The sequence below is a fragment of the Comamonas kerstersii genome, assembly GCF_002056725.1.
Lineage (GTDB): Bacteria > Pseudomonadota > Gammaproteobacteria > Burkholderiales > Burkholderiaceae_C > Comamonas > Comamonas kerstersii.
Genome location: NZ_CP020121.1, coordinates 1459605 through 1480078, shown reverse-complemented (window position 1 = coordinate 1480078; position 20474 = coordinate 1459605). Strand labels below are relative to the sequence as shown.

Below are 20474 nucleotides of genomic sequence, written 5' to 3'. Positions count from 1 at the left end.
TGCTCCCTTTTTTGGTGATTGCGCAAGTGCTCCTGCGTTGATCACAATGCGCCATGCTTTCCTCTTCGCTCTCTGTGGCACGCACCAGCCTGTGCGTAATCTCTGCATGGTTGCTGGCCAGTTGCGGCGGTGGTCACCATCACGCGCCAGACGCTTCCAATGCACAGCTCATCGACATCCACTTGCTGGCATTCAATGACTTGCATGGCCACTTGGATGCGCCCGGCGTACAAGCGGATGTGCCTACGCACGCAGGCAGCACGCAAAAGATCGCGCTGGGTGGCATGCCATGGCTGGCAGGCACGGTGCAGCAGTTGCGCCAGCGCTACCCGCATCATGCCGTGGTAAGCGCGGGGGATATGGTGGGTTCTTCGCCGCTGCTGTCGTCCTTCTTTCTGGACGAACCCACGATTGAAGCTGCCAATGCCATGCAAGTGGACTTTGCAGCCGTTGGCAACCATGAGTTTGACCGCGGTTGGCAAGAGCTGCTGCGCCTGGCACAAGGCGGCTGCGAGACCTATACCCAGCGCACACCTTGCCAAGTCAACCCCAGCTTTGCGGGTGCGCAGTTCCCCATGCTGGCCGCCAATGTGTTCAGCCAGGATGGCCGCAACCTGCTGCCAGCTACCGGCCTGAAAACCTTTGAGCACAACGGCCAGCAAGTGACGGTGGGCTTTATTGGCATGACGCTCAAAGACACGCCCAAGCTGGTGATGGCGCCCGCCATCCAGGGTCTGCGTTTTGACGATGAAGTGCAGACCGCCAATGCTTTGGTGCCCCAGCTGCTGGCGCAGGGTGCTGACATCATCACCGTGCTGCTGCACGAAGGTGGCCAAACCGATGTCTCACCATTTGAGCAAGGCTGCGAGGGCCTGAGTGGCTCCATCGTGCCGATTCTGGAAAAACTGGACCCTCGCATCAGCGTGGTGGTGTCCGGCCACACGCACCAGACCTATGTGTGCGACTACGCCACGGTCAATCCACAGCACCCATTTCTGCTCACCAGTGCAGGCCTGCATGGCACGCAGCTGACGGACATTCAACTGCGCTGGGACCCGCAGCTGCGCCAGCTGCACAGCCGCAGTGCTCGCACCCTGGCCATACCTGCCAACGCACAAGCAGCGACAACACCTTCGCCCTTCGTGGTTGAGCACACGCACGCGCATCCTGAGGTGCAAAGCATTGTGGAGCGCTACCGCAGCGTGATTGCGCACGAAGCGCAAAAAGTGGTGGGTCGCATCATCTCGCCGGGCAATATGCCGCTGTCCAATCTGCCGGTAGAGTCCGGTGAAATTGCATTGGGCAACCTGATATCGGACGCACAGGTCTGGGCCATGCAAGACCCTAAGCTGGGCGGCGCGGATATTTCATTCATGCACAGCGGCGGCATTCGCGCAGCGCTGCAGCCTGATGCCGATGGCCATGTCCGCTTTGACCAGCTCTACGCCATCCAGCCCTTTGGCAATGCCTTGATTGGCATGACGCTGACCGGCGCACAGATCAAGGAACTGCTGGAAGACACCTACGCCGTACCGCTGTCCAGTTCTGGCCGCCGCCGTGTGCTCTCTCCCAATGCAGACTTGCGCTGGCGCCATGACGCCCATGCCCCCGTGAACGAGCAAGTCGAAGACCTCACGCTGCGCGGCCAGCCGCTGGATATGCAGGCCAACTACCGCGTGGTGGTGAGCAGCTTTTTGGCCGATAGTGGAGATCGCTACAGCGTCTTCAGCCAAGGCACTGATCGCACGCAAGGCCCGCTCGATATCGACGCGCTGGAAGCCTATGTACGCGCACACAGCCCGCTACCAGCGCCTGCCACCGATCGCATTCAATAAAAGTAGCTGCCTACGCTGTATTAAAAAGGATTTCAGATACTTTTCTATCTGAAATCTTTTATCTGTCAGCGCAACAAGCTCTTATTTCTGAACCCCATTGCAGACTTGCATGCGTGCATCGGCCATCTTCTGCGGAGCCAATAACGCCACCAATCCACAGCCCAGCGATGCTTGCCACTGCACATAGTCGTGGCCGGATACCCATTCACGCTGCGTCACTTGCAGACCGCGTTCGCGCAGGATGTCGCCCAGCGCGCGCGAGGTTTCCAAAATCCCTTCGCGGCCGCCACGACCTTTTTCGAACGTGCCTGCGTCGATGTAAAAGCGCACATGGGGCATGGGCGACGGCAGTGTCTGCCAGGCACGCTGCATCCAGCCCGCTGGCTCGCCTTGCGGCGCCCACCAGTACGAGCCCGACATGCTCAGCACATTGCCAAATAGCTCTGGGTGCATCAGGCCCAGATAGCTCGAAACCAAGCCGCCATAGCTACTGCCTGCCACCACCGTGTGGCGCGCCATTTGCGCCAAGCCCTGCTCGCGCACCCAAGGCATGAGCTCCTCAGCCATGAACTGCGCAAACTTGGGATTGGGCGGCAACTCTTGCCCACGCGCTTCGGGGCTGGCATTGCCCACGATGACCGCTGCCGTGTTTGGCAATAAACCATCGGCCATCAAATTGTCCAAAATGCGCGGCGTGGGCACATCGTGCACAAAGGCATGCGCGTCAAACAGCACCAGCAGATTCTGTGGCTCGGCGCCTGCAGGCACATAGGTCCAGACATCGCGGTCATTACCCAAAATCTGGCTGTGCACCACATGGCGCGTGAGCGTGCCCTGCGGCACATCGCTGCGCGCTTGGACCCACGGCTGCTTGGGCGCTTGCGGCAATTGCAACACCGAGCGGCCTTGGAACCTATCGACCGCTTGCGTGGCCAACTGCGCTGGGAAGGTATGCGGATTGAGTGGATCACGCTGCAGCGTGGCCAAAATCATGCGGCGCTGCTGGGCGGCATTCGCCACCTTGGGCACATCGGGCGCCAAGGCATAGCTCAACCGCGCGCGTGGATCCATGACCACGCTGGTCCACCACACATCACTGCCACCCAGCTTGCGCAGCGGGTTGTGGTCACCGCTGGGGCTGCCAAACAGCCGCACATTGTGGTTGCCTTGGTCGCGCCACAAGAAGGTAACGAGCAGCTGGCCGCCCTCCCAAGGCTCCACCAGCGGCGTGCCTTGCTGCTGCACCTGCTGCCAGAACGCATCGGTGCTATGGCCTTGGGCTAGCGCCTGTTGCAATTTTTTCAGCCGTGGCCCCATGGGCGTGTCTTCAGGCTTTGGCTGCTCTTCGCCCTGTACCTGCCAAGTGTTCAGCACCTGCAATGAGAACGGCGCGGCTGCAAGATTCTTTTCAGCGGGCACCACCCACAGCTGTTCTTGCTGCGCGCCCAGCGAACGCCACATGGCCGTTTGCACGCCACGCCCGTCTTCGGCCAAGCGGCGAATGTGCTGGCCTTGCGCATCGCGCAAATCCAGATGCAGGCCCGCGCCCGCAAAGCGCAGCTGCACGACAGCGCCTGCAGGCACCTGCAACTGCACTTGCTGCGCCATGCCTTGCAGCTGTGACTGCACCACTTGCTGATCGCTCACCACCAGGGGCTCAGCCTGCGCTGCCCAACTACCCACCATCCAAGCCGCTATGGCGGCACTTAATTTTTTCTTCAAAAACATAGCTACTTACGCTGTTAAGACCAAGGATTCGCGGGGAAAGTTGCTTGAAGTCGAGGTTCTACCAACGCTACAAGCTATGTTTTTATCGATCTTGGTGCGCGCTAAACGCTACGCAAAGTAGTGGCACAGGCGCTGGCCTTTGATCTCATGCACGCTGACGGGAATCTCATACAGCGCACTCAAGACCTCATCCGTCACCACCTGCAACGGTGCGCCTTCGTGCGCCACATGGCCGTTTTTCATGGCGATGATGTGGTCGGCGTAGCAGCTGGCAAAGTTGATGTCGTGCAGCACCACCACCACGGTTTTCCGGCGCTCATTCACGAGGCGGCGCAGCAGCTTCATCATGCTCACGGCATGGGCCATGTCGAGGTTGTTCAGCGGCTCGTCCAGCAGGATGTAGGGCGTGTCCTGGCACAGCACCATGGCGATGTAGGCACGCTGGCGCTGACCGCCTGAGAGTTCATCCAGATAGCGATCCGCCAGCGGCGTGAGCTGCAGGAACTCCAGCGCCTGATTCACGTGCTGAACGTCCTCAGCCGTCATGCGGCCCTTGCTGTGTGGAAAGCGGCCAAAGCCCACCAGATCACGCACCGTCAGGCGCAGGGTGGACTGGTTGTCCTGCCGCAAAATGGCCATCACCTTGGCCAGCGCATCGCTGGCGGTTTTGGTCACATCCAGCCCCGCCACATGGGCCGAGCCAGACGTGATGGCATCCAGGCGGCTGACCATGGACAGCAGCGTGCTCTTGCCCGCTCCGTTGGGGCCGATGATGGCCGTGAACTGCCCCACCGGAATCTGCACACTCACCCCATGCAGTACCGTGGTGCTGCCGTGGGTCTTCGCGACCTTATGTGTCTCAATCATTGTTTGCCCTTGCGCAGCAGCAGCCAGATAAACACCAGACCGCCCACAAATTCCACCACCACCGACAGCGCGGAGTTAAAGCCCAGCACGCGTTCCAGAATCACCTGGCCGCCCAGCAGCAAGATGCAGCCCCAGAGCACCGCCGCTGGCAGCACCCACTGGTGGCGGCGCGTGCCCATCCACTGGTAGGCCATGTTGGCGACCAGCAGGCCAAAGAAAGTCACAGGGCCGACCAGCGCGGTGGAAATCGCCACCATGGCACACATCACCACCAACAGGCGCAAGACCTGCGGCTGGTAGTCCACGCCCAGATTCACCGCCGCGTCACGCCCCAGCGCCAGCACGTCCAGCACATGGCGCTTGTGCCAAAAATACGCCACGCCGAAGGCCAGCAGCACCAGCGAAGGCCACAGCAGCTGCGTGTGGATGGTGTTGAAGTTCGCAAACATACGGTCTTGCAGCGTGGCGAACTCATTGGGGTCGATCATGCGCATGGCAAAGCTGGTCATGCTGCGAAACAGAATGCCCATGACCATGCCCACCAGCAGCATCAGGTGCAGGCTGGACGCATGGCCCGTGAACAGCCAGCGCATCAGCGCCACGCTGAGCACAACCATCAGCACAATCTCCAGCCCAAACTTCGGGATCACGCCCAGACCGACCACGCCGACCGATCCCAGCACCAGTACCAGCACGGCCTGCAGGAACAGATACAGGGCATCGAGCCCCATCACCGCAGGCGTCAGAATGGTGTTGTGCGTCACCGTCTGGAACACCACCGTAGACATGCCCAAAGCGCAGGCCACCACCATCATGGTGATGACCTTGGTGCCACGGTGCTCCAGCACAAAGGCCCAGTCGGCATCCACACCCAGCGTCATAAAGGCAGCGATGGCCACCACGGCCATCAACACCAGCGTCCACAGGCGGTTGTGGGACTGCGACCACCATGCGGGCCTGGTCGCCGGTTCGTACAAATCTTGCGCCATGACTTATCCCTTGATACGACGGCGCAACAAAATCGCCAAGAACAGACCACTGCCCACGACACCCATGACGGTGCCGACAGGAATCTCATAGGGCGCAATAATGAGGCGCCCAAACAGGTCGCAGAGCATGGTCAGCGCTGCACCGGCAATCGCCACCCACCACACGCTGCGGCGCACGTTGTCACCCAGCATCAGACGCACGAGGTTGGGCACGATCAGGCCCACAAACGGGATGGAGCCCACGGTCACCACCACGCAGGCCGTGACCACTGAGACCACGATCAGCCCCTGCAGCACCAGCGCCTTGTAGTTCAGCCCCAGATTGGTGGCAAAGGATTCGCCAAGCCCTGCCACCGTAAAACGGTCGGCCGCCAGCACTGCCAGTCCGGTCACGCCCAGCGACAGCCACAGCATCTCGTAGCGGCCTTCAATCACCACGGAAAAGTCGCCGTTAGAGAAGGCGCGCAGCGACTGGATCATGTCGTACTGGTAGGCCCAGAACGTGGTCGCCGCCTCAATCACCCCCGCCAGAATCAAGCCCACCAGCGGCACAATCCAGGCCGAACGCAGGCGGATGCGCGAGAGGATGGCCATGAACAAGGCCGTACCCGCCATGGCAGTGAGCGCTGAGACGCCCATCTTGGCAAACACCGGCAGATCAGGCGCCACCAGCATGCAAAACAGCATGCCCAGCGTGGCGGACTCCACCGTGCCCATGGTCGATGGCTCCACAAAATGGTTGCGCGCCAGCATCTGCATCAGCAGACCTGCCACCGCCATGGCGCTGCCCGCCAGCATCAGGGCCAGCGTACGCGGCACGCGCGAATACATCAGCACCTGGGCCACCATGTCGTCTTCGTTGTCACTCCACAAGGTGTTCCAGGACACATCGCTCACGCCCACTGACAGGCTCCACAGCGCCAATGCAAAAAGGGCCACAAGGGCCCCTGTCCACGCCAGGGCTTGTCGCCCCGCGGGTGTGTGTTTATCTGGAGAAAGCATCCGACAACTGTTTCAAATTGGCTTTGAGTGCGGAAGGACTCGAATTGGACATGGTGTACCAGTCTGCCGCGTTCAGATACACCACATTCCCATTGCGCCAGGCTTTGGTGGCGTGCACCAGCTTGTTGTCCAGCAGCTTCCTGGCAGCTGCGCCATCGTTGCCGATGGCGGCGTCGCGGTCCAGCACCAGCAGGTAGTCAGGATTGGTCTTGAGCAGGTACTCAAACGACACGGCCTGGCCATGCTTGGACACTTCAATCTTGTCCTTGATGGGCTGCACGCCAAACACCGAATACAGCATGTCAAAGCGCGAACCTGGGCCATAGGCGCTGAGCTTGCCGCCATTGGTCATCAAAAACAGTGCACCACCTTTATTGGCTGCTTTGACCTTCACATCCGCAATGGCCGCATCAATTTCCTTGATTTCTTGCTCACCCTTTTCCGGCACGCCGTAGATGGCCGCAATGGAGCGAATATTGCGGTAGACATGCGCCATCTGGTTCTGGTTATCGATGGTCACATCGAGCACGGGCGCAAACTTCTTGAGTTCTTCCACCTTGGGCAGAGAACGGTTGCCCGCAATGATCAGATCGGGCTTGAGTGCTTTGACTTTTTCATAGTCAGGCTCAAACAGCGTGCCGATGTTGGCGTACTTGCTGCTATCTCCATATTCCTTGAGCGAGGGTGGCAGCGCCTGTGTGGGATTGCCCGCCACCTGACCACCAATGGTCTTGATGATGTCCAGCGCGCCAAAGTCATAGACCAGCACAGTCTTAGGCTTGAGCGGCACAACCACTTCACCCGTGTTGTCCTGCACCTTGATGGTCTCTGCCGCCTGCGCAGCAGCAAAAGGCAGGGCCACGGCCAACATCAAACCCGCCAGTGTCTGGCGACGATTCCACACAGCTTTCATGTTCAACTTTCTAAACCGTCTTGCGCGACGGAGGATCACAACATGAAGCATTTTATGAGAATCATTCTCAATATTTTTAATGTGGACTTGTTGCCTTCAATGAGCCAACTGAATTGCAGCGATGCTTTGACGACCTCCACCGCGCGCCTCTGAGCCTCATGCTGTACGTAAAGCCTGTGCTAGATTCGAGGTTTTCAATCTTTCACTTGTGATGTATTTGTAATGGAATCCTCAGCTGCACAAACAGACGATGAAATCGATTTGCTCGACTTGCTGGTCGTCATTGCAGAAAACCTGAAACTGCTCATCTTGGGACCATTGTTCGTTGGTATTTGCGCTCTGGGCATTGCTTTCACGCTGCCTCAGACCTATGAAAGCCAATCCACTCTCAACCCACAAAAACCTGGTCTGAATGTTTCGGGCGCAATGCTCGCCAGCTACATCAAATCCTTCGACGTACTCAAAAAAGCAGCGGACGATATCGGATTCGAGCCAGACAGCAGCACACAGCAACGCATCGCAAAACTGGAAAAACTCCTAGCCGTTTCCGTGGGAAAGCAAGATCAGCTGGTGACGCTCAAAACCCAAGGTGATTCACCTGAGAGTGCACGTTTACTCAATGAGAGTATCTGGAAAAATGTCTTGCCTTTGACCATTCCGCGCGGCAAGGATATGGAGCGTCTGCAAACCCAAATTCAGGCAGAACGTGAGCGCCTGCAGGCAGGTCAGAAACTGGAGATTGAAACTGCGAAACTGTTGAGCGGTAGCGCCTCTGCCTCAGAGGCAACTTCGCGCCTTTACGGTGAACTGCTCGCAGCCAATAGCACACGACTCCAAGCAATTGCTGCCTTGGAAGCCCAAGCAGAAGGCTTAACCCTCGAAAACTTGACGGAACAGCCCACTGTGCCAGAGCGCGCCATCAAACCCAAGAAAGCTCTGATCGCCATTGCCGCCACCTTAGGGGCTGGCATGCTGCTGCTGTTCTTTGTGTTTGTTCGCCATGCGCTGCGCAGCTCCAGCAAAGATCCTGAGCAAGCAGCCAAGCTGCAGCAGATACGACGCGCTCTGGGCTTTAAGTCGTAATTGCGCTGCAAGCCTCTACACCAAGCGCCTTCGGGCGCTTTTTGCTTTCAATACCCGTGCCGCTCCCGAAACGCCTTGGCCTGCCCGAAGTGGCCATTGCCCATAAACGGCACGGGCGGGCGCAGCGCCGACAGCGGCGAGGGGTGGTTGCTCATCAGCACCAGATGGCCGCGGTCCTGCGGGATCAGCACGCGCTTGGACTGGGCATGGCTGCCCCAGAGCATGAATACGGTGGGGCGACCCTGCTCGGCCACATGCTGGATGATGCTGTCGGTCAGCACTTCCCAGCCTTTTTTGCTGTGGCTGGCGGCCTGGCCTTCTTCCACCGTCAGGCAGGTGTTGAGCAGCAGCACGCCGTTCTGCGCCCATTTCACCAGTGAGCCGCCGGGGTTGGGAAACGGTGGAAAGGGCACGCCCAGATCGCGCTGCATTTCCTTGAAGATGTTCTGCAGCGAAGGCGGCAGGCGCACACCGGGGGCGACAGAAAACGCCAGCCCTTCGGCCTGCCCACGGCCGTGGTACGGGTCTTGCCCCAGAATCACCACACGCACATCGTCAGGCGCTGTCAGCTCCAGCGCACGCAGGGGCTGAGGCGGGAAGATCACCGCCCCGTCATCGAGCCGCTGCTGCAAAAAGTCCAGCACCTTCTGCCCCAGGGGCGAGAAAAAGAAACTGTCGACCAGTTCCTGCCAGCCCGGCGCAACAGGCCAGTCGCTGGGGTTGGCGCTCATCAATTGCGTAGCTGCTTGCGCTGATGAATCGGTCATTTCAGGCCACTTTCTCTCTGAAAACAAATAAAGGCAAGCGCGAGATGCTTCTTTTATGAAAGCATTCCACACTTGCCTTGATCGTAACGCGCTGGCTCAGGGCCTACCTTAAGAGCCGCTCACGCTACCCAGTCAACCGCAGGTTGACGTTGGAGACGAGGCGTGCAGCCGCAGGCAGTACAAGTCGTACGACAAGGCTGCGCAACGACGTATCCAGGGTTGCGCGAGGGGTCTCCAGGCGTTTAGCCAAACAGCTTGGCCAGTGCCTCGCCAGGATCTTTGGCGCGCATGAATGTCTCGCCCACCAGGAAAGCATCAATGCCTGCATCGCGCATGGCCTTCACATCGTCCTTCGTGGCAATGCCTGATTCAGTGACCAGCAGGCGATCGGCTGGCACGTCTTTTTTCAGCGCAATCGACGTCTGGATATCGACTTCAAACGTGCGCAGATTGCGATTGTTGATGCCCACCAGCGGGGTCTTCAATTTCAGCGCACGCTGCAGCTCTTCGCCGTCGTGCACCTCGACCAGCACGGCCATGTCCAGGCTGTGGGCAATCTGCTCCATCTCGGCCATCTGCGCATCGTCCAGACAGGCGGCAATCAGGAGCACGCAGTCCGCGCCCATCACGCGCGATTCGTAGATCTGGTAGGGGTCGACCATGAAGTCCTTGCGCAGCACCGGCAGCAGCGTGCTGGCGCGGGCCTGCTTCAGAAAATCTGGCTCGCCCTGAAAGAACTGGCGGTCCGTGAGCACCGACAGGCAGGCCGCGCTGATCTTGCCGTTGCCCACCATGTAGCTCTGGGCGATGTCCACGGGGTCAAAGTCTGGGCGGATCACGCCCTTGCTGGGGCTGGCTTTTTTCACTTCGGCAATCACGCCGGCCTGGCCCTGGGCGATTTTTGCGCGGATGGCGCCGACAAAGTCACGCGTAGAGACGCGGCTTTCGGCATCGCGGCGCATTTCCTCGAACGCAATGGCGCGCTTGGCGGCGGCGACTTCCTGGACTTTGACGTCGCAGATTTTTTTCAGGATATCGGACATGGTGTGCTTTCTGTTCTGGGGCCGCGCCGGGGGCGTGGCGATGCAGGCTATTGTCGACGCTCTGGCGTTCAGGCGGACAGCTGGCTGCTGTAAGTCACCAACGCGTGCAGCTTCTTCAGCGCTGCGCCACTGTCAATCGCAGCCTGCGCACGCTGCAGGCCCTCTTCAATGCTGGATGCCACGTTGGCCGCATACAGGGCCGCACCAGCGTTCAGGCAGACGATGTCACGCGCGGGGCCTTGCTCACCCTGCAGCACGCCCATGAGCATGGCTTTGGAGTCTTCCGGCGTTTCCACCTTGAGCGCGCGTGTGCCTGCCATGCGCAGGCCAAAGTCTTCGGGGTGAATTTCATATTCACGCACCACGCCGTTCTTGAGTTCACCTACCAGGGTGCCTGCGCCCAGGCTGATTTCGTCCAGCCCATCGCGGCCATAGACCACCAGTGCATGCTCGGCGCCCAGGCGCTGCAGGGCTCGCACCTGGATGCCGACCAGATCTTCGTGGAACACCCCCATGAGGATGTTGGGGGCGCCCGCCGGATTGGTCAGGGGGCCGAGGATGTTGAAGATGGTGCGCACACCCAGCTCCTTGCGCACGGGGGCCACGTTCTTCATGGCAGGGTGGTGGTTGGGCGCGAACATAAAACCGATGCCCACATCACGGATGCAATCCGCTATTCGTGAAGGGCTGAGGTTGATGTTCACACCCAGCGCTTCCATAGCATCCGCGCTGCCGGATTTGCTGCTGACGCTGCGCCCGCCATGCTTGCTGACTTTGCCGCCTGCGGCCGCAATCACAAAGGTGGCGCAAGTCGAGATGTTGAAGGTGTTGGCACCATCACCGCCGGTACCGACGATGTCCACCAGATGCGTTTTGTCATGCACCTGCACCTTGTTGGAAAACTCGCGCATCACCTCTGCTGCTGCGGTGATTTCGCCAATGGTTTCCTTCTTCACGCGCAGGCCGGTGATGATGGAAGCCGTCATCAAGGGCGACAGCTCACCGCGCATGATCATGCGCATCAGCTCCAGCATTTCGTCGTGGAAGATTTCACGGTGTTCAATCGTGCGTTGCAGCGCTTCCTGGGGGGTGATCTTGGTCATGGCACATCCTTTGCTATTTCTTTAGAAGCTGCTTGCGCTTGCAATACCTGGCTTTTAGATATTTATTGCTTTCAAATCCAATAAAAACCAGCTCTGGCAGCTATCAAAAACAAAGGCCGCCTGCATGCAGCAGTGCGGCCTTGGGGCTTACTTCTGGTCGAGGAAGTTTTTGAGCATGGCGTGGCCGTGCTCGGTCAAGATGCTTTCGGGGTGGAACTGCACGCCCTCCACGGCCAGCGTCTTGTGGCGCACGCCCTGGATTTCGCCGTCCTCGCTGGTCGCGGTAATTTCCAGGCAATCCGGCAGCGTGTTTTTATCAATCACCAGCGAGTGGTAGCGGTTCACCGTGAACTGCTTGGGCAAGTCCGCAAACACGCCTTGCTGGTCGGTGGTGATGACACTGGTCTTTCCGTGCATTTGCTGGCCCGCGCGGATGATGTCGCCCCCAAAGGCCGCACCAATGCTCTGGTGGCCCAGGCACACGCCCAGCACCGGCAGCTTGCCCGCAAAGTGCTGGATGGCAGCCACTGAAATCCCGGCCTCTTTGGGGGAGCTGGGGCCGGGCGAGATCACCACGCGCTCCATGCCTTGTTCAGCCACCAGCGCAATCACTTCTTCGAGCGTGATTTCGTCATTGCGCACCACGGTCACGTCAGCCCCCAGCTCACCAAAGTACTGGACGATGTTGTAGGTAAAGCTGTCGTAGTTGTCGATCATCAGGAGCTTCATGCCTGTGCTCCTTCGCTCTTCTTGGACTGCAGACCTGCAGCACGCAAGCGTGCCAGTTCCTGGCGTTCGTAATCGATATAGCACTCCATCATCGCGCGATAGATGCGCTCAATCAGCTCTGGGTTGCCGCCCTGTGCTTCCGCCATGGGGCGTACGCGATCGATGATGGCCTGAATGCGTGTCTCATCACGCACCAGGTTTTCGTCGTTTTTGACCTTGGCGGCCTGTGTCATGTAGCCGCTGCGCTCCACCAGCAGAGGCACCAGAATGTCATCCAGCGCATTCACACCGGCACGCACCTCTTGCATGCTCTGGCAGTCTTTGACTTTGTCGATAGCTCGCATCATTCCAGGCCCTCCTCTACCAGTTCTGCGGCGCGCAGCAAGGCACGCGCCTTGTGCTCGGTTTCGCGCCATTCCATTTCAGGCACGGAATCAGCCACCACACCGGCAGCCGCCTGTACGTACAAATGGCCGTCCTTGATCACGCCGGTGCGAATGGCAATCGCCATGTCCATGTGACCGGCAAAGCTCAGGTAGCCCACTGCACCGCCGTAGATACCGCGCTTGGTGGGTTCGAGCTGGTCAATGATTTCCATGGCATGCACTTTGGGTGCACCCGAGAGCGTGCCTGCGGGAAAGGTGGCCTTGAGCACATCCATGCTGCTCATGCCGTCCTGCAGAATGCCTTCGACGTTGCTCACGATGTGCATCACGTGGCTGTAGCGCTCCACCACAAAGGCTTCGGTCACTTTCACGCTGCCAGTCTTGGCAATGCGGCCAATGTCGTTGCGCGCCAGGTCAATCAGCATCACGTGCTCGGCGCGCTCCTTGGGGTCGGCAATCAGCTCGGCCTCCGTCGCCTTGTCTTTCTCGGGCGTAGAGCCACGTGGGCGTGTACCTGCCAGCGGGCGAATGGTGATCTTCTGCCCTTCTTCCACCTGCTCCTGACGCACCAGAATCTCGGGGCTGGAGCCCACGACCTGGAAGTCACCAAAGTTGTAGAAGTACATATAGGGCGAGGGGTTGAGCGAACGCAGCGCACGGTACAGGCTCAGCGGCGACTCGGTGTAGCGCTTGTGGATGCGCTGGCCGACTTGCACCTGCATGAATTCACCGGCAGCAATCAGCTCCTTGGCGTGCTCGACGGCCTTGAGGTAATCCTGCTTGGCAAAGCTGCGCTCGGCGGGGTGGCTGTCACCGCCCTTGATCTGCGGCACGCTGACCGAATAGCGCAGCTGCTCCTTGAGCTGGCGCATGCGCTTTTTGCCTTTGCTGTAGGCCTCGGGCTCAGCCGGGTTCACATAGACGATGAAGTACAGCTTGCCCGAGAGGTTGTCGATGACAGCCAGCTCTTCGCACAGCAGCAGCAGGATGTCGGGCGTACCCAGCGTGTCGGGCGGGCATGTGGCTTCGAGCTTTTTCTCGACATAGCGCACCGCGTCATAGCCAAAGTAACCGGCCAGACCACCACAAAAACGCGGCAGACCCGGCACCAGCGCCACTTTGAAGCGCTTCTGGTAGTCCGCAATAAAGTCCAGCGGATTGCCGACGTGGGTTTCCACCACGGTGCCGTCGGTCACGACTTCCGTCTTGGCCGCAGCCCCAAAGCCGCTGGCACGCAAGAAGCTGCGCGCGGGCAGACCGATAAAGCTGTAGCGGCCAAAGCGCTCGCCACCCACGACGGATTCCAGCAAAAAGCTGTATTTGCCATCGCCCTGGGCGTGCGCCAGCTTCAGGTACAGCGAGAGCGGGGTTTCCAGATCGGCAAAAGCCTCTGTCACCAGAGGAATGCGGTTGTAGCCTTGGCTGGCCAGGCTTTTGAATTCAAGTTCTGTAATCACAGAGCAGGGTTCCCAGTGGGGGCAACGCACTGCGCAGGTTGTCTTTGGTAAGGCAGGCGCTGCGATTCATTCAAACCATCCGCGGCGGTGGCGGACATGGGCGCGCCCTATGCTTTGCGGGCGCAATCAGACGGTCATAGCTGCAGGCTTACGCCAGGGCCAGGCTCCCCGGTCCGCGCAACCTGTGATGAACGTGTAGTGAATGAACATAGCGAACGAGTGTAGCGCATGCAGGAGCGAATGCCCATATGTCGGCACCTGCACGTGGATGATGCCGCTCGTCGCCAATTCAGTGTTAGCCCTAAAGTGGTTTTCCCGTGGAATCCATGCTTTGCCGTTGTCCGCATCAGGCCTGCACATCACAATGAGATACACAAAAAGCACGATCGTGCGTTTTCTCATTACATGGAGGACACCATGCGCACTGCCTGGGACTTGCTTCGCTGGAGTTTTGTGAGCGTGTTTGCAGCCCTGTCATGCTGGGTACTGCCCAGCTGGGCGCAGACGGATGATTCGCCTGCCCTGGCCACCCACCCCAAGACCGTAGAAGTGGCAGGCCAGAGCCTGCAGCGCAACGGTGCGGGCATTCGTACCAAGGCCATCTTCAAGGTCTACTCTGCCGCGCTGTATCTGGAGCAGCCTGTCACTTCACTGGACGAAATTGCCCCGCTGCAAGGCCCCAAGCGCATGGCCGTGCGCATGCTGCACACCATCAATGCCTCGGAGCTGGGCAAGCTGTTTGCCCACGGCATGCAGGACAACATGGACAAGCAGCAGTTCTCCAAGCTGGTGCCCGGTGTGCTGCGCATGAGCGAGGTCTTCAGCCGCCACAAGGAGCTCAAGCCCGGCGACCAGTTCACCCTGGACTGGATACCCGGCAAAGGCATGGTGCTCAGCGTCAACGGCCAGCCCGAGCCTGCGGAATTCCCCGAGCCTGAGTTCTACCAGGCCATGCTCGGCATCTGGCTGGGCCCCAAGCCTGCTGACGCCCGCCTGAAACGGGCTTTGCTGGGCGAGCAGCGCATCGAATAAGCCCCGCGTTGTCACACGCTTCCATGCAAACAGCCCCGCCATGCGGGGCTGTTTTTTGCGCTGTGCATGTCCTGTGCTCAGGCCACCAGATCGCGGTAGTAGTTGGGCAGCGCAAACAGGGCGCCGTGCACTTCAGGGTTGTAGTACTGCAGCTCCTTCACACCACGTGCCTGCAGGCGCTGTTGCACGGTGGCGGCATCGAGCGCCTTTACATCCAGCGCATTCGAGCACACGGCCATGCCCCAGTACGCACCGTACAGCGGCACGTACACGCCATAGCAGCACACATGCTTGAACAGGCCGCGCAGCGTCTGGCTGAGCTGGCGTACCTGCTCGGGGTGGAAGATGGGGCTGCCCAGGTGCAGCACCAGGGCACCATCGGGCGTCAGCACGCGTTGCATGCGCTGCAGCGCTGGCGTCTGATAGAGCGGGCTGGCAGGCGTGTCGGGGTCGGTCAGGTCCATGACCAGCAGGTCAAAGCGCTCCTCGGTCTGGTCGATCAAGGCCATGCCATCGCCAATGCGGATCTGCAGGCGCGGATCGTTCCAGACATTGCGGTGCACTTTTTCCAGCTCCGCCTTGCTGGCTGCAATCACCGCCTCATCCAGCTCGGCCAGCACCACGCGCTGCATGGTGCTGTGCTTGAGCAGCTCTTCAGCCATGCCACCATCACCGCCGCCAATGATCAGTGCCTGCTTCGGCGCTGGATGGGCAATGGCTGCGGGGTGCGCCATGCACTCGTGGTAGAAAAATTCATCGCGCTCACTGGTCATGAAGTGGCCATCCAGGCGCATGACACGGCCAAAGCTGGCGGTTTCCATCATCTCCAGCGTCTGGAAGGCGGTCTGGCGGCGCTGCACATGGCTGGCTCGAAAGCCAAAGGCTGCGTCAGGCGTGAGCTGCTCCATCACCCAGGGGTACTGACCCACGCCATCGGTGGCGATATCACCGCGCCACAGCTGCTGACGCACGGCATGCTTGGGCTGCAAGGCTTGCACTACGCCTTCCATCAATGCCTGCGCCTTGGGAGAGTTGTCTGCCGAGAAGTTGCAGACATAGACATCAATCGTCACATTGCCAGTTTCTGGCCAGGTGTGAATGGCCAGGTGAGACTCTGCCAGCAAGATGGTGCCTGTCACGCCGCCTGGCTGCCCTTGCCAGTCCGGAAACTTCACCCAGCGTTCATCGACCAGGGTCAGGCCCGAAAGCTCCGTCTGATTGCGGCACAGTGCGGCTATCGCATCTGCATCCAGCATCAACTGTGAATCACAAGCGCATTGGTACAAATCTGCCGTCAGATGCAAACCTTGCATGGCGTCTAATCCTCCCAGTGACTGTGCCGCGGGTGAAGAGCTTCTCCCCCGGACATTTAGACAAATTTTGAATAAGCAAAAGCCTGCAATGGTAATAAAAAAACGCGCCTTCTACAGAAGGACGCGTTTTCAGAGTTTTTGCACCAATTTGGCACCATCACTGCGCAAGAAGCTGCGTGATGCTGGAAATATGCCCATCTGCAGCGACCTGCTCCACAGGCTGACCATGGTTGTAGCCATAGGTCACCAGCACCACGGGACACCCCGCAGCGCGGGCTGCCTGCGCATCATTGCTGGAATCTCCAATCATCAGCGTGCGCGCAGGTGCTGTGCCCAGCACTTCACAGGTTTTGAGCAGCGGCAGCGGGTCTGGTTTTTTCCTGGCAAACGAATCACCACCAAACACCTGCTCAAACAGGCCATCCAGCCCCTTGGCCGCCAGCAGCGGGCGCGTGAAAGACAGGGGCTTGTTGGTCACACAGGCCAGACGCAGCCCAGCGCGTTTCAGCCCCTGCAGTCCTTCCAGCACCCCGGGATAGACGCGGGAATACTGCCCGTTGATCGACAGGTAATGGAACTCATAGCGCTGCAGCGCCTGCGCAAAACGCTGCTGCACGGCTTCGGCCAGTGCATCCTGCGACTGCCCGGCCTGCTGCAGCACATGGGCCAGCACGCTGCGCAGCAAGTGCTCCGTGCCCTTGCCCACCATATGCTCAATGGCCTGTGCAGGCAGTGACGGCAAACCCAGGTCAGCCAGCATGCGCGAGATAGCCTCGGCAAAGTCGCCAATGGTGTCCACCATGGTGCCATCCAGGTCCACGATCGCCGCATCCAGTTCCACCGCTTGCGTCGCAGCGCCAATTTTCAGCAACACCGACATATATTCCCTCAAAATCTATAGCATCCAGCGCTTATCTGACGGGCGCTAGAGCCAAAAACACTATAAAAAAGGCCTGCAGATGCAGGCCTTGGAGAGCAAAACAGCGATCACCGCGCCGCGGCAATCAGGCTGCCAGATTGGCACGCATCTGGTCAATCACGGCCTTGTAGTCTGGCTTGCCAAAGATGGCACTGCCCGCCACAAAGGTGTCCGCACCGGCATTGGCCACAGCGCGGATGTTGCCTTCCTTGATGCCGCCGTCCACTTCCAGTCGAATGTCCTTGCCGCAGGCATCGATGCGCTTGCGCACGGCTTCGATCTTGCGCAGGGTGCTGTCGATGAAGCTCTGGCCGCCAAAGCCGGGGTTCACGCTCATGAGCAGAATCAGGTCCAGATCTTCAATCACCCAGTCCAGCACATCCAGTGGCATGGCGGGGTTGAACACCAGACCGGCCTTGACGCCGTGCGACTTGATGTTCTGGATGCTGCGGTGCACGTGGGGCGATGCATCAGGGTGGAAGCTGATGTAGTCTGCGCCTGCCTTGGCAAAGGCGGTCGCCAGCTCGTCCACGGGCTGGATCATCAGGTGCACATCGATGGGCACAGGCTGGCCTTCAGGCGTGACGGCATGAGGCTTGAGCGCCTGGCAGACCATGGGGCCAAAGGTGAGATTGGGAACATAATGGTTGTCCATCACGTCAAAGTGAATCCAGTCAGCGCCAGCTGCGACAACAGTGCGTACTTCCTCACCCAGACGGGCGAAGTCGGCAGACAGGATGGAAGGAGCGATACGGTACGTGGGGTTCATGCCGTCAATTGTCGCAGTTACCATAGCCACATGCCCAAATACGAGTTTCAGGTAGAAGCACAGGCCCAATACGAGGCCGAACAGTCCGCGCCTCAGCAAGGCCTGTTTCGCTTTTCGTACACCATCACCGTGACCAATACGGGAGATGCTGCCGCCCAGCTGATTGCACGCCACTGGTACATCACCGATGCCAGCGAGACACAGCAGGAAGTCCATGGATTGGGCGTTGTGGGCCGCCAGCCCTTGCTGCAGCCCGGAGAAAGCTTTACCTACAGCAGTGGCTGTGAGCTGCGCACCAGCTCCGGCAGCATGCATGGGCACTACCTGTGCGTGAGCGAAACCGGCGAAACTTTTGAAGCGCCCATTGCTCCTTTTGTGCTGGATGCCTCGCTGACCGAGATGCACCTGCACCGCATGACTTCTCCCTCTTCCCGCACCCTGCATTAAATGCCGCGTAAAGCCCATGATCTCCCCCGCCTGCTGGCGGAACTTGACCCCAACGCAGAACTGGCACAGCGCCACCTGTGGCTTATTCATGTGCTGCAGTGGATTCGCGCAGCCCAGCCATCGGTGGAAGTGGCCGTAGGGCGTGTCGAGCAGCTGGTCAATGCCTTTGAAAACGATGCCGAGGCACACCAGCGACTGATGGCCTGGTGGCTGACCTTTATCGACCACGTAGACATCACCACGTTGCTGGCCGACTTTGGTTTTGCACCACGCACCGCCATGATCACCGAGCTGGCAGAGCGCCTGCGCAGCAAGATCATGCCGGGCACGCCAGAGACCATTGACGCCTCCGAGCTGTTTTCGATTGCCCTGCCTGATGAGTTTGATGCCCGCTGGCTCAACGCGCTGCCCGAGCCGCTGCTGCAGCGCATGGCACAGCTGCTGGCCCCGGCAGACAGCCAGGGTGCCAGCTACTGGCAGCACGCCCTGCTCAATGCCATCACCTACTGCGCAGGCCAGATGCTGGCCACCGGCTTTGCGCCCGAGCTGCGCCTGCGCATGAGCGAAGAAGCACGTGAAGCGCGGCCTTTCCACGACCTGATTCGCGACGTAGAAAGCCTGCGTGTGGAAGTGCTGCACGGCCTGCGCACCACCGACCGTCTGGAAGCTGCCGAGCGCCGCCTGCGTGAGCGGCTGGATGCCTGCCGCGCCGCCATTGGCACGGTCTACAACCACTTCGGTGATGAAGGCATCTCCGTGGGGCTGGTGTTCCGCCTGCGCCAGCTGCGCACCCGCATTGTGCGCATTCGCCAGCTGCTCGACTGCCTGACCAGCGAGCGCCCGGAGTACGAAGCCGTACACCTGCTGGCAGGCTTTGTCAGCGTGGGGCGTGACCGGCGCAGTATCCGTTCGCTGATTTCCAGCAACACTTCTTTGCTGGCCGCCAAGGTCACAGAGCGCAGCGCGGAAACGGGGGAACACTACATCACCCGCAACAGCGCGGAATACCTGCAGATGGTGCGCCGCGCAGCAGGTGGCGGCATGGTCATGTCGGTCACCACCATGCTCAAGTTCGGCATTACGGCGCTGGCGTTTTCAGCCTTCTGGGGCGGTTTCTGGGCAGGCATCAACTACGCGGCCAGCTTTGTGCTGATTCAGTTGCTGCACTACACGGTGGCTACCAAGCAGCCTGCCATGACGGCCCCTGCCATGGCTTCCAAACTCAAGAACATCAACGAGCCCGGTGCCGTTGACAGTTTTGTGGATGAGGTGGCCAACCTCACCCGCACCCAGATGGCAGCCATTCTGGGGAATGTGCTCATCGTCTTTCCTGCCGCACTGGTGCTGGCCTTGGTGTACCAGTGGATCTTCCAGCACCCGCCACTGGACACCGAACACGCTACCCATGTCATTGAGTCGCTGGACCTGCTGGGCCCCTCTCTGCTGTTTGCCGCCTTCACGGGCGTGCTGCTGTTTGTCAGCAGCCTGATTGCCGGCTGGGTGGAAAACTGGTTTGTGCTCAACCGCCTGGACTCGGCCATGCGCTACAACCCGGCCATCACCCGCATGCTGGGCCAGGAGCGTGCACGGCGCTGGAGCCTGTTCTGGCGCAACAATATTTCCGGCTTTGCCGCGAATATCTCGCTGGGCCTGATGCTGGGGCTTGCGCCCTCGATTGCAGGGTTTTTCGGCTTGGGGCTGGAAGTGCGACATGTCACACTGTCTTCAGGACAGCTCGGGGTAGCCAGTGCTACCTTCGGTCTGGAAATCCTGCACGATGACGCATTCTGGTGGGCAGTTGCCATGCTGCCATTCAATGGTGCCATCAACGTTCTGGTGAGCTTCTGGCTGGCCTACAACATGGCGCTGCGCTCCCAGAACATCACCGGCGTGGAACGGTCGCGGCTGTATGCCGCCATTTTCCAGCGCCTGCGCAAGCGCCCGCTGAGTTTCCTCGCTCCCTGAGGAGCGGCTCACACCCTGCAAATCACTGATTTGCCAGCACGTTGCCGTGCGAAGCCACAGGGCCATGCCCCAGGCTTCGCCAGTGCGTACCGGGTCTGGGTGAACGGTTTTTGATTCAGGCGCTCAG

At 59.8% G+C, this 20474-nt stretch carries 19 protein-coding genes; 5 read left to right on the top strand and 14 right to left on the bottom strand.

From position 1 onward, the window contains the following. The first annotated feature begins 53 nt into the window (after positions 1–53). Positions 54–1835 (top strand): bifunctional metallophosphatase/5'-nucleotidase, encoded by a 1782-nt coding sequence (locus B5M06_RS06885; RefSeq protein ID WP_054065018.1) that lies wholly within the window; start codon positions 54–56, stop codon positions 1833–1835. Between the two features lie 81 nt (positions 1836–1916). Here the strand turns inward: B5M06_RS06885 and B5M06_RS06880 are convergent, their stop codons facing one another. The 5 genes from B5M06_RS06880 to B5M06_RS06860 all read right to left on the bottom strand — a co-directional run bounded on the left by B5M06_RS06880 (position 1917) and on the right by B5M06_RS06860 (position 7334). After that, complete coding sequence (locus B5M06_RS06880; RefSeq protein WP_080025196.1) at positions 1917–3563, bottom strand: enterochelin esterase domain-containing protein; 1647 nt, start codon at positions 3561–3563, stop codon at positions 1917–1919. A gap of 108 nt (positions 3564–3671) precedes the next feature. After that, a complete protein-coding gene (locus tag B5M06_RS06875; RefSeq protein WP_080025195.1) occupies positions 3672–4430 on the bottom strand; it encodes an iron ABC transporter ATP-binding protein in 759 nt (252 codons plus the stop codon). Then, positions 4427–5419: an iron chelate uptake ABC transporter family permease subunit gene (locus B5M06_RS06870; RefSeq protein ID WP_054065011.1), complete on the bottom strand. Its 993-nt coding sequence runs from the start codon at positions 5417–5419 to the stop codon at positions 4427–4429. The genes B5M06_RS06875 and B5M06_RS06870 overlap by 4 nt, the downstream gene beginning before the upstream one ends. Before the next feature lie 3 nt (positions 5420–5422). After that, positions 5423–6421, bottom strand: coding sequence for an ABC transporter permease (locus B5M06_RS06865; RefSeq protein ID WP_054065010.1), 999 nt, complete (start codon positions 6419–6421; stop codon positions 5423–5425). After that, positions 6405–7334 (bottom strand): siderophore ABC transporter substrate-binding protein, encoded by a 930-nt coding sequence (locus B5M06_RS06860; protein WP_080025345.1) that lies wholly within the window; start codon positions 7332–7334, stop codon positions 6405–6407. The genes B5M06_RS06865 and B5M06_RS06860 overlap by 17 nt, the downstream gene beginning before the upstream one ends. A 222-nt stretch (positions 7335–7556) precedes the next feature. Here B5M06_RS06860 and B5M06_RS06855 point away from each other — a divergent pair, with 222 nt between their 5' ends. Continuing rightward, positions 7557–8417, top strand: a complete 861-nt coding sequence (locus B5M06_RS06855; RefSeq protein WP_054065008.1) for a Wzz/FepE/Etk N-terminal domain-containing protein — start codon at positions 7557–7559, stop codon at positions 8415–8417. A gap of 47 nt (positions 8418–8464) precedes the next feature. Here B5M06_RS06855 and B5M06_RS06850 read toward each other — a convergent pair whose 3' ends face one another. The 6 genes from B5M06_RS06850 to trpE form a co-directional block, all read right to left on the bottom strand. Further along, a complete protein-coding gene (locus B5M06_RS06850) occupies positions 8465–9184 on the bottom strand; it encodes a uracil-DNA glycosylase (protein ID WP_054065007.1) in 720 nt (239 codons plus the stop codon). A gap of 242 nt (positions 9185–9426) precedes the next feature. Further along, a complete protein-coding gene (gene trpC, locus B5M06_RS06845; protein WP_054065006.1) occupies positions 9427–10227 on the bottom strand; it encodes an indole-3-glycerol phosphate synthase TrpC in 801 nt (266 codons plus the stop codon). 68 nt (positions 10228–10295) lie between these two features. After that, positions 10296–11330, bottom strand: a complete 1035-nt coding sequence (trpD, locus tag B5M06_RS06840) for an anthranilate phosphoribosyltransferase (protein WP_054065005.1) — start codon at positions 11328–11330, stop codon at positions 10296–10298. A gap of 147 nt (positions 11331–11477) precedes the next feature. Beyond that, entirely contained in the window at positions 11478–12059 is a 582-nt protein-coding gene (locus B5M06_RS06835; RefSeq protein ID WP_054065004.1) for an aminodeoxychorismate/anthranilate synthase component II, read from the bottom strand. Continuing rightward, on the bottom strand, positions 12056–12406 hold the full coding sequence (locus B5M06_RS06830) for a chorismate mutase (RefSeq protein ID WP_054065003.1): 351 nt from the start codon (positions 12404–12406) through the stop codon (positions 12056–12058). Before B5M06_RS06830 ends, B5M06_RS06835 begins: the two co-directional genes overlap by 4 nt. After that, positions 12403–13902, bottom strand: a complete 1500-nt coding sequence (gene trpE / locus B5M06_RS06825; RefSeq protein ID WP_054065002.1) for an anthranilate synthase component I — start codon at positions 13900–13902, stop codon at positions 12403–12405. The genes B5M06_RS06830 and trpE overlap by 4 nt, the downstream gene beginning before the upstream one ends. 417 nt (positions 13903–14319) lie before the next feature. Between trpE and B5M06_RS06815 the strand changes: the two genes are divergently transcribed. Then, on the top strand, positions 14320–14934 hold the full coding sequence (locus B5M06_RS06815) for a chalcone isomerase family protein (RefSeq protein WP_080025342.1): 615 nt from the start codon (positions 14320–14322) through the stop codon (positions 14932–14934). A 77-nt stretch (positions 14935–15011) separates the two neighbouring features. Here the strand turns inward: B5M06_RS06815 and speE are convergent, their stop codons facing one another. The 3 genes from speE to rpe all read right to left on the bottom strand — a co-directional run bounded on the left by speE (position 15012) and on the right by rpe (position 17935). Then, a complete protein-coding gene (gene speE, locus B5M06_RS06810; protein ID WP_054065000.1) occupies positions 15012–16247 on the bottom strand; it encodes a polyamine aminopropyltransferase in 1236 nt (411 codons plus the stop codon). A 157-nt stretch (positions 16248–16404) separates the two neighbouring features. Beyond that, positions 16405–17127, bottom strand: coding sequence for a phosphoglycolate phosphatase (locus tag B5M06_RS06805; protein ID WP_054064999.1), 723 nt, complete (start codon positions 17125–17127; stop codon positions 16405–16407). A 124-nt stretch (positions 17128–17251) separates the two neighbouring features. Next, positions 17252–17935, bottom strand: coding sequence for a ribulose-phosphate 3-epimerase (gene rpe, locus B5M06_RS06800; RefSeq protein WP_054064998.1), 684 nt, complete (start codon positions 17933–17935; stop codon positions 17252–17254). A 30-nt stretch (positions 17936–17965) separates the two neighbouring features. Between rpe and apaG the strand changes: the two genes are divergently transcribed. Then, positions 17966–18382 (top strand): Co2+/Mg2+ efflux protein ApaG, encoded by a 417-nt coding sequence (gene apaG, locus B5M06_RS06795; RefSeq protein ID WP_054064997.1) that lies wholly within the window; start codon positions 17966–17968, stop codon positions 18380–18382. Further along, entirely contained in the window at positions 18383–20347 is a 1965-nt protein-coding gene (locus B5M06_RS06790; RefSeq protein WP_054064996.1) for a site-specific recombinase, read from the top strand. It abuts the gene before it with no gap. Positions 20348–20474 lie beyond the last annotated feature (127 nt).

Bases quoted from the DNA above. Each gene is read 5' to 3' on its own strand.
- B5M06_RS06855 (WP_054065008.1), top strand. From the start codon at position 7,557: ATGGAATCCTCAGCTGCACAAACAGACGATGAAATCGATTTGCTCGAC.
- B5M06_RS06805 (WP_054064999.1), bottom strand. From the start codon at position 17,127: ATGTCGGTGTTGCTGAAAATTGGCGCTGCGACGCAAGCGGTGGAACTG.
- B5M06_RS06865 (WP_054065010.1), bottom strand. From the start codon at position 6,421: ATGCTTTCTCCAGATAAACACACACCCGCGGGGCGACAAGCCCTGGCG.
- B5M06_RS06880 (WP_080025196.1), bottom strand. From the start codon at position 3,563: ATGTTTTTGAAGAAAAAATTAAGTGCCGCCATAGCGGCTTGGATGGTG.
- B5M06_RS06875 (WP_080025195.1), bottom strand. From the start codon at position 4,430: ATGATTGAGACACATAAGGTCGCGAAGACCCACGGCAGCACCACGGTA.
- B5M06_RS06860 (WP_080025345.1), bottom strand. From the start codon at position 7,334: ATGAAAGCTGTGTGGAATCGTCGCCAGACACTGGCGGGTTTGATGTTG.
- trpD (WP_054065005.1), bottom strand. From the start codon at position 11,330: ATGACCAAGATCACCCCCCAGGAAGCGCTGCAACGCACGATTGAACAC.
- B5M06_RS06790 (WP_054064996.1), top strand. From the start codon at position 18,383: ATGCCGCGTAAAGCCCATGATCTCCCCCGCCTGCTGGCGGAACTTGAC.
- B5M06_RS06850 (WP_054065007.1), bottom strand. From the start codon at position 9,184: ATGACCGATTCATCAGCGCAAGCAGCTACGCAATTGATGAGCGCCAAC.
- B5M06_RS06835 (WP_054065004.1), bottom strand. From the start codon at position 12,059: ATGAAGCTCCTGATGATCGACAACTACGACAGCTTTACCTACAACATC.
- speE (WP_054065000.1), bottom strand. From the start codon at position 16,247: ATGCAAGGTTTGCATCTGACGGCAGATTTGTACCAATGCGCTTGTGAT.
- B5M06_RS06885 (WP_054065018.1), top strand. From the start codon at position 54: ATGCTTTCCTCTTCGCTCTCTGTGGCACGCACCAGCCTGTGCGTAATC.
- B5M06_RS06830 (WP_054065003.1), bottom strand. From the start codon at position 12,406: ATGATGCGAGCTATCGACAAAGTCAAAGACTGCCAGAGCATGCAAGAG.
- rpe (WP_054064998.1), bottom strand. From the start codon at position 17,935: ATGAACCCCACGTACCGTATCGCTCCTTCCATCCTGTCTGCCGACTTC.
- B5M06_RS06815 (WP_080025342.1), top strand. From the start codon at position 14,320: ATGCGCACTGCCTGGGACTTGCTTCGCTGGAGTTTTGTGAGCGTGTTT.
- trpC (WP_054065006.1), bottom strand. From the start codon at position 10,227: ATGTCCGATATCCTGAAAAAAATCTGCGACGTCAAAGTCCAGGAAGTC.
- apaG (WP_054064997.1), top strand. From the start codon at position 17,966: ATGCCCAAATACGAGTTTCAGGTAGAAGCACAGGCCCAATACGAGGCC.
- B5M06_RS06870 (WP_054065011.1), bottom strand. From the start codon at position 5,419: ATGGCGCAAGATTTGTACGAACCGGCGACCAGGCCCGCATGGTGGTCG.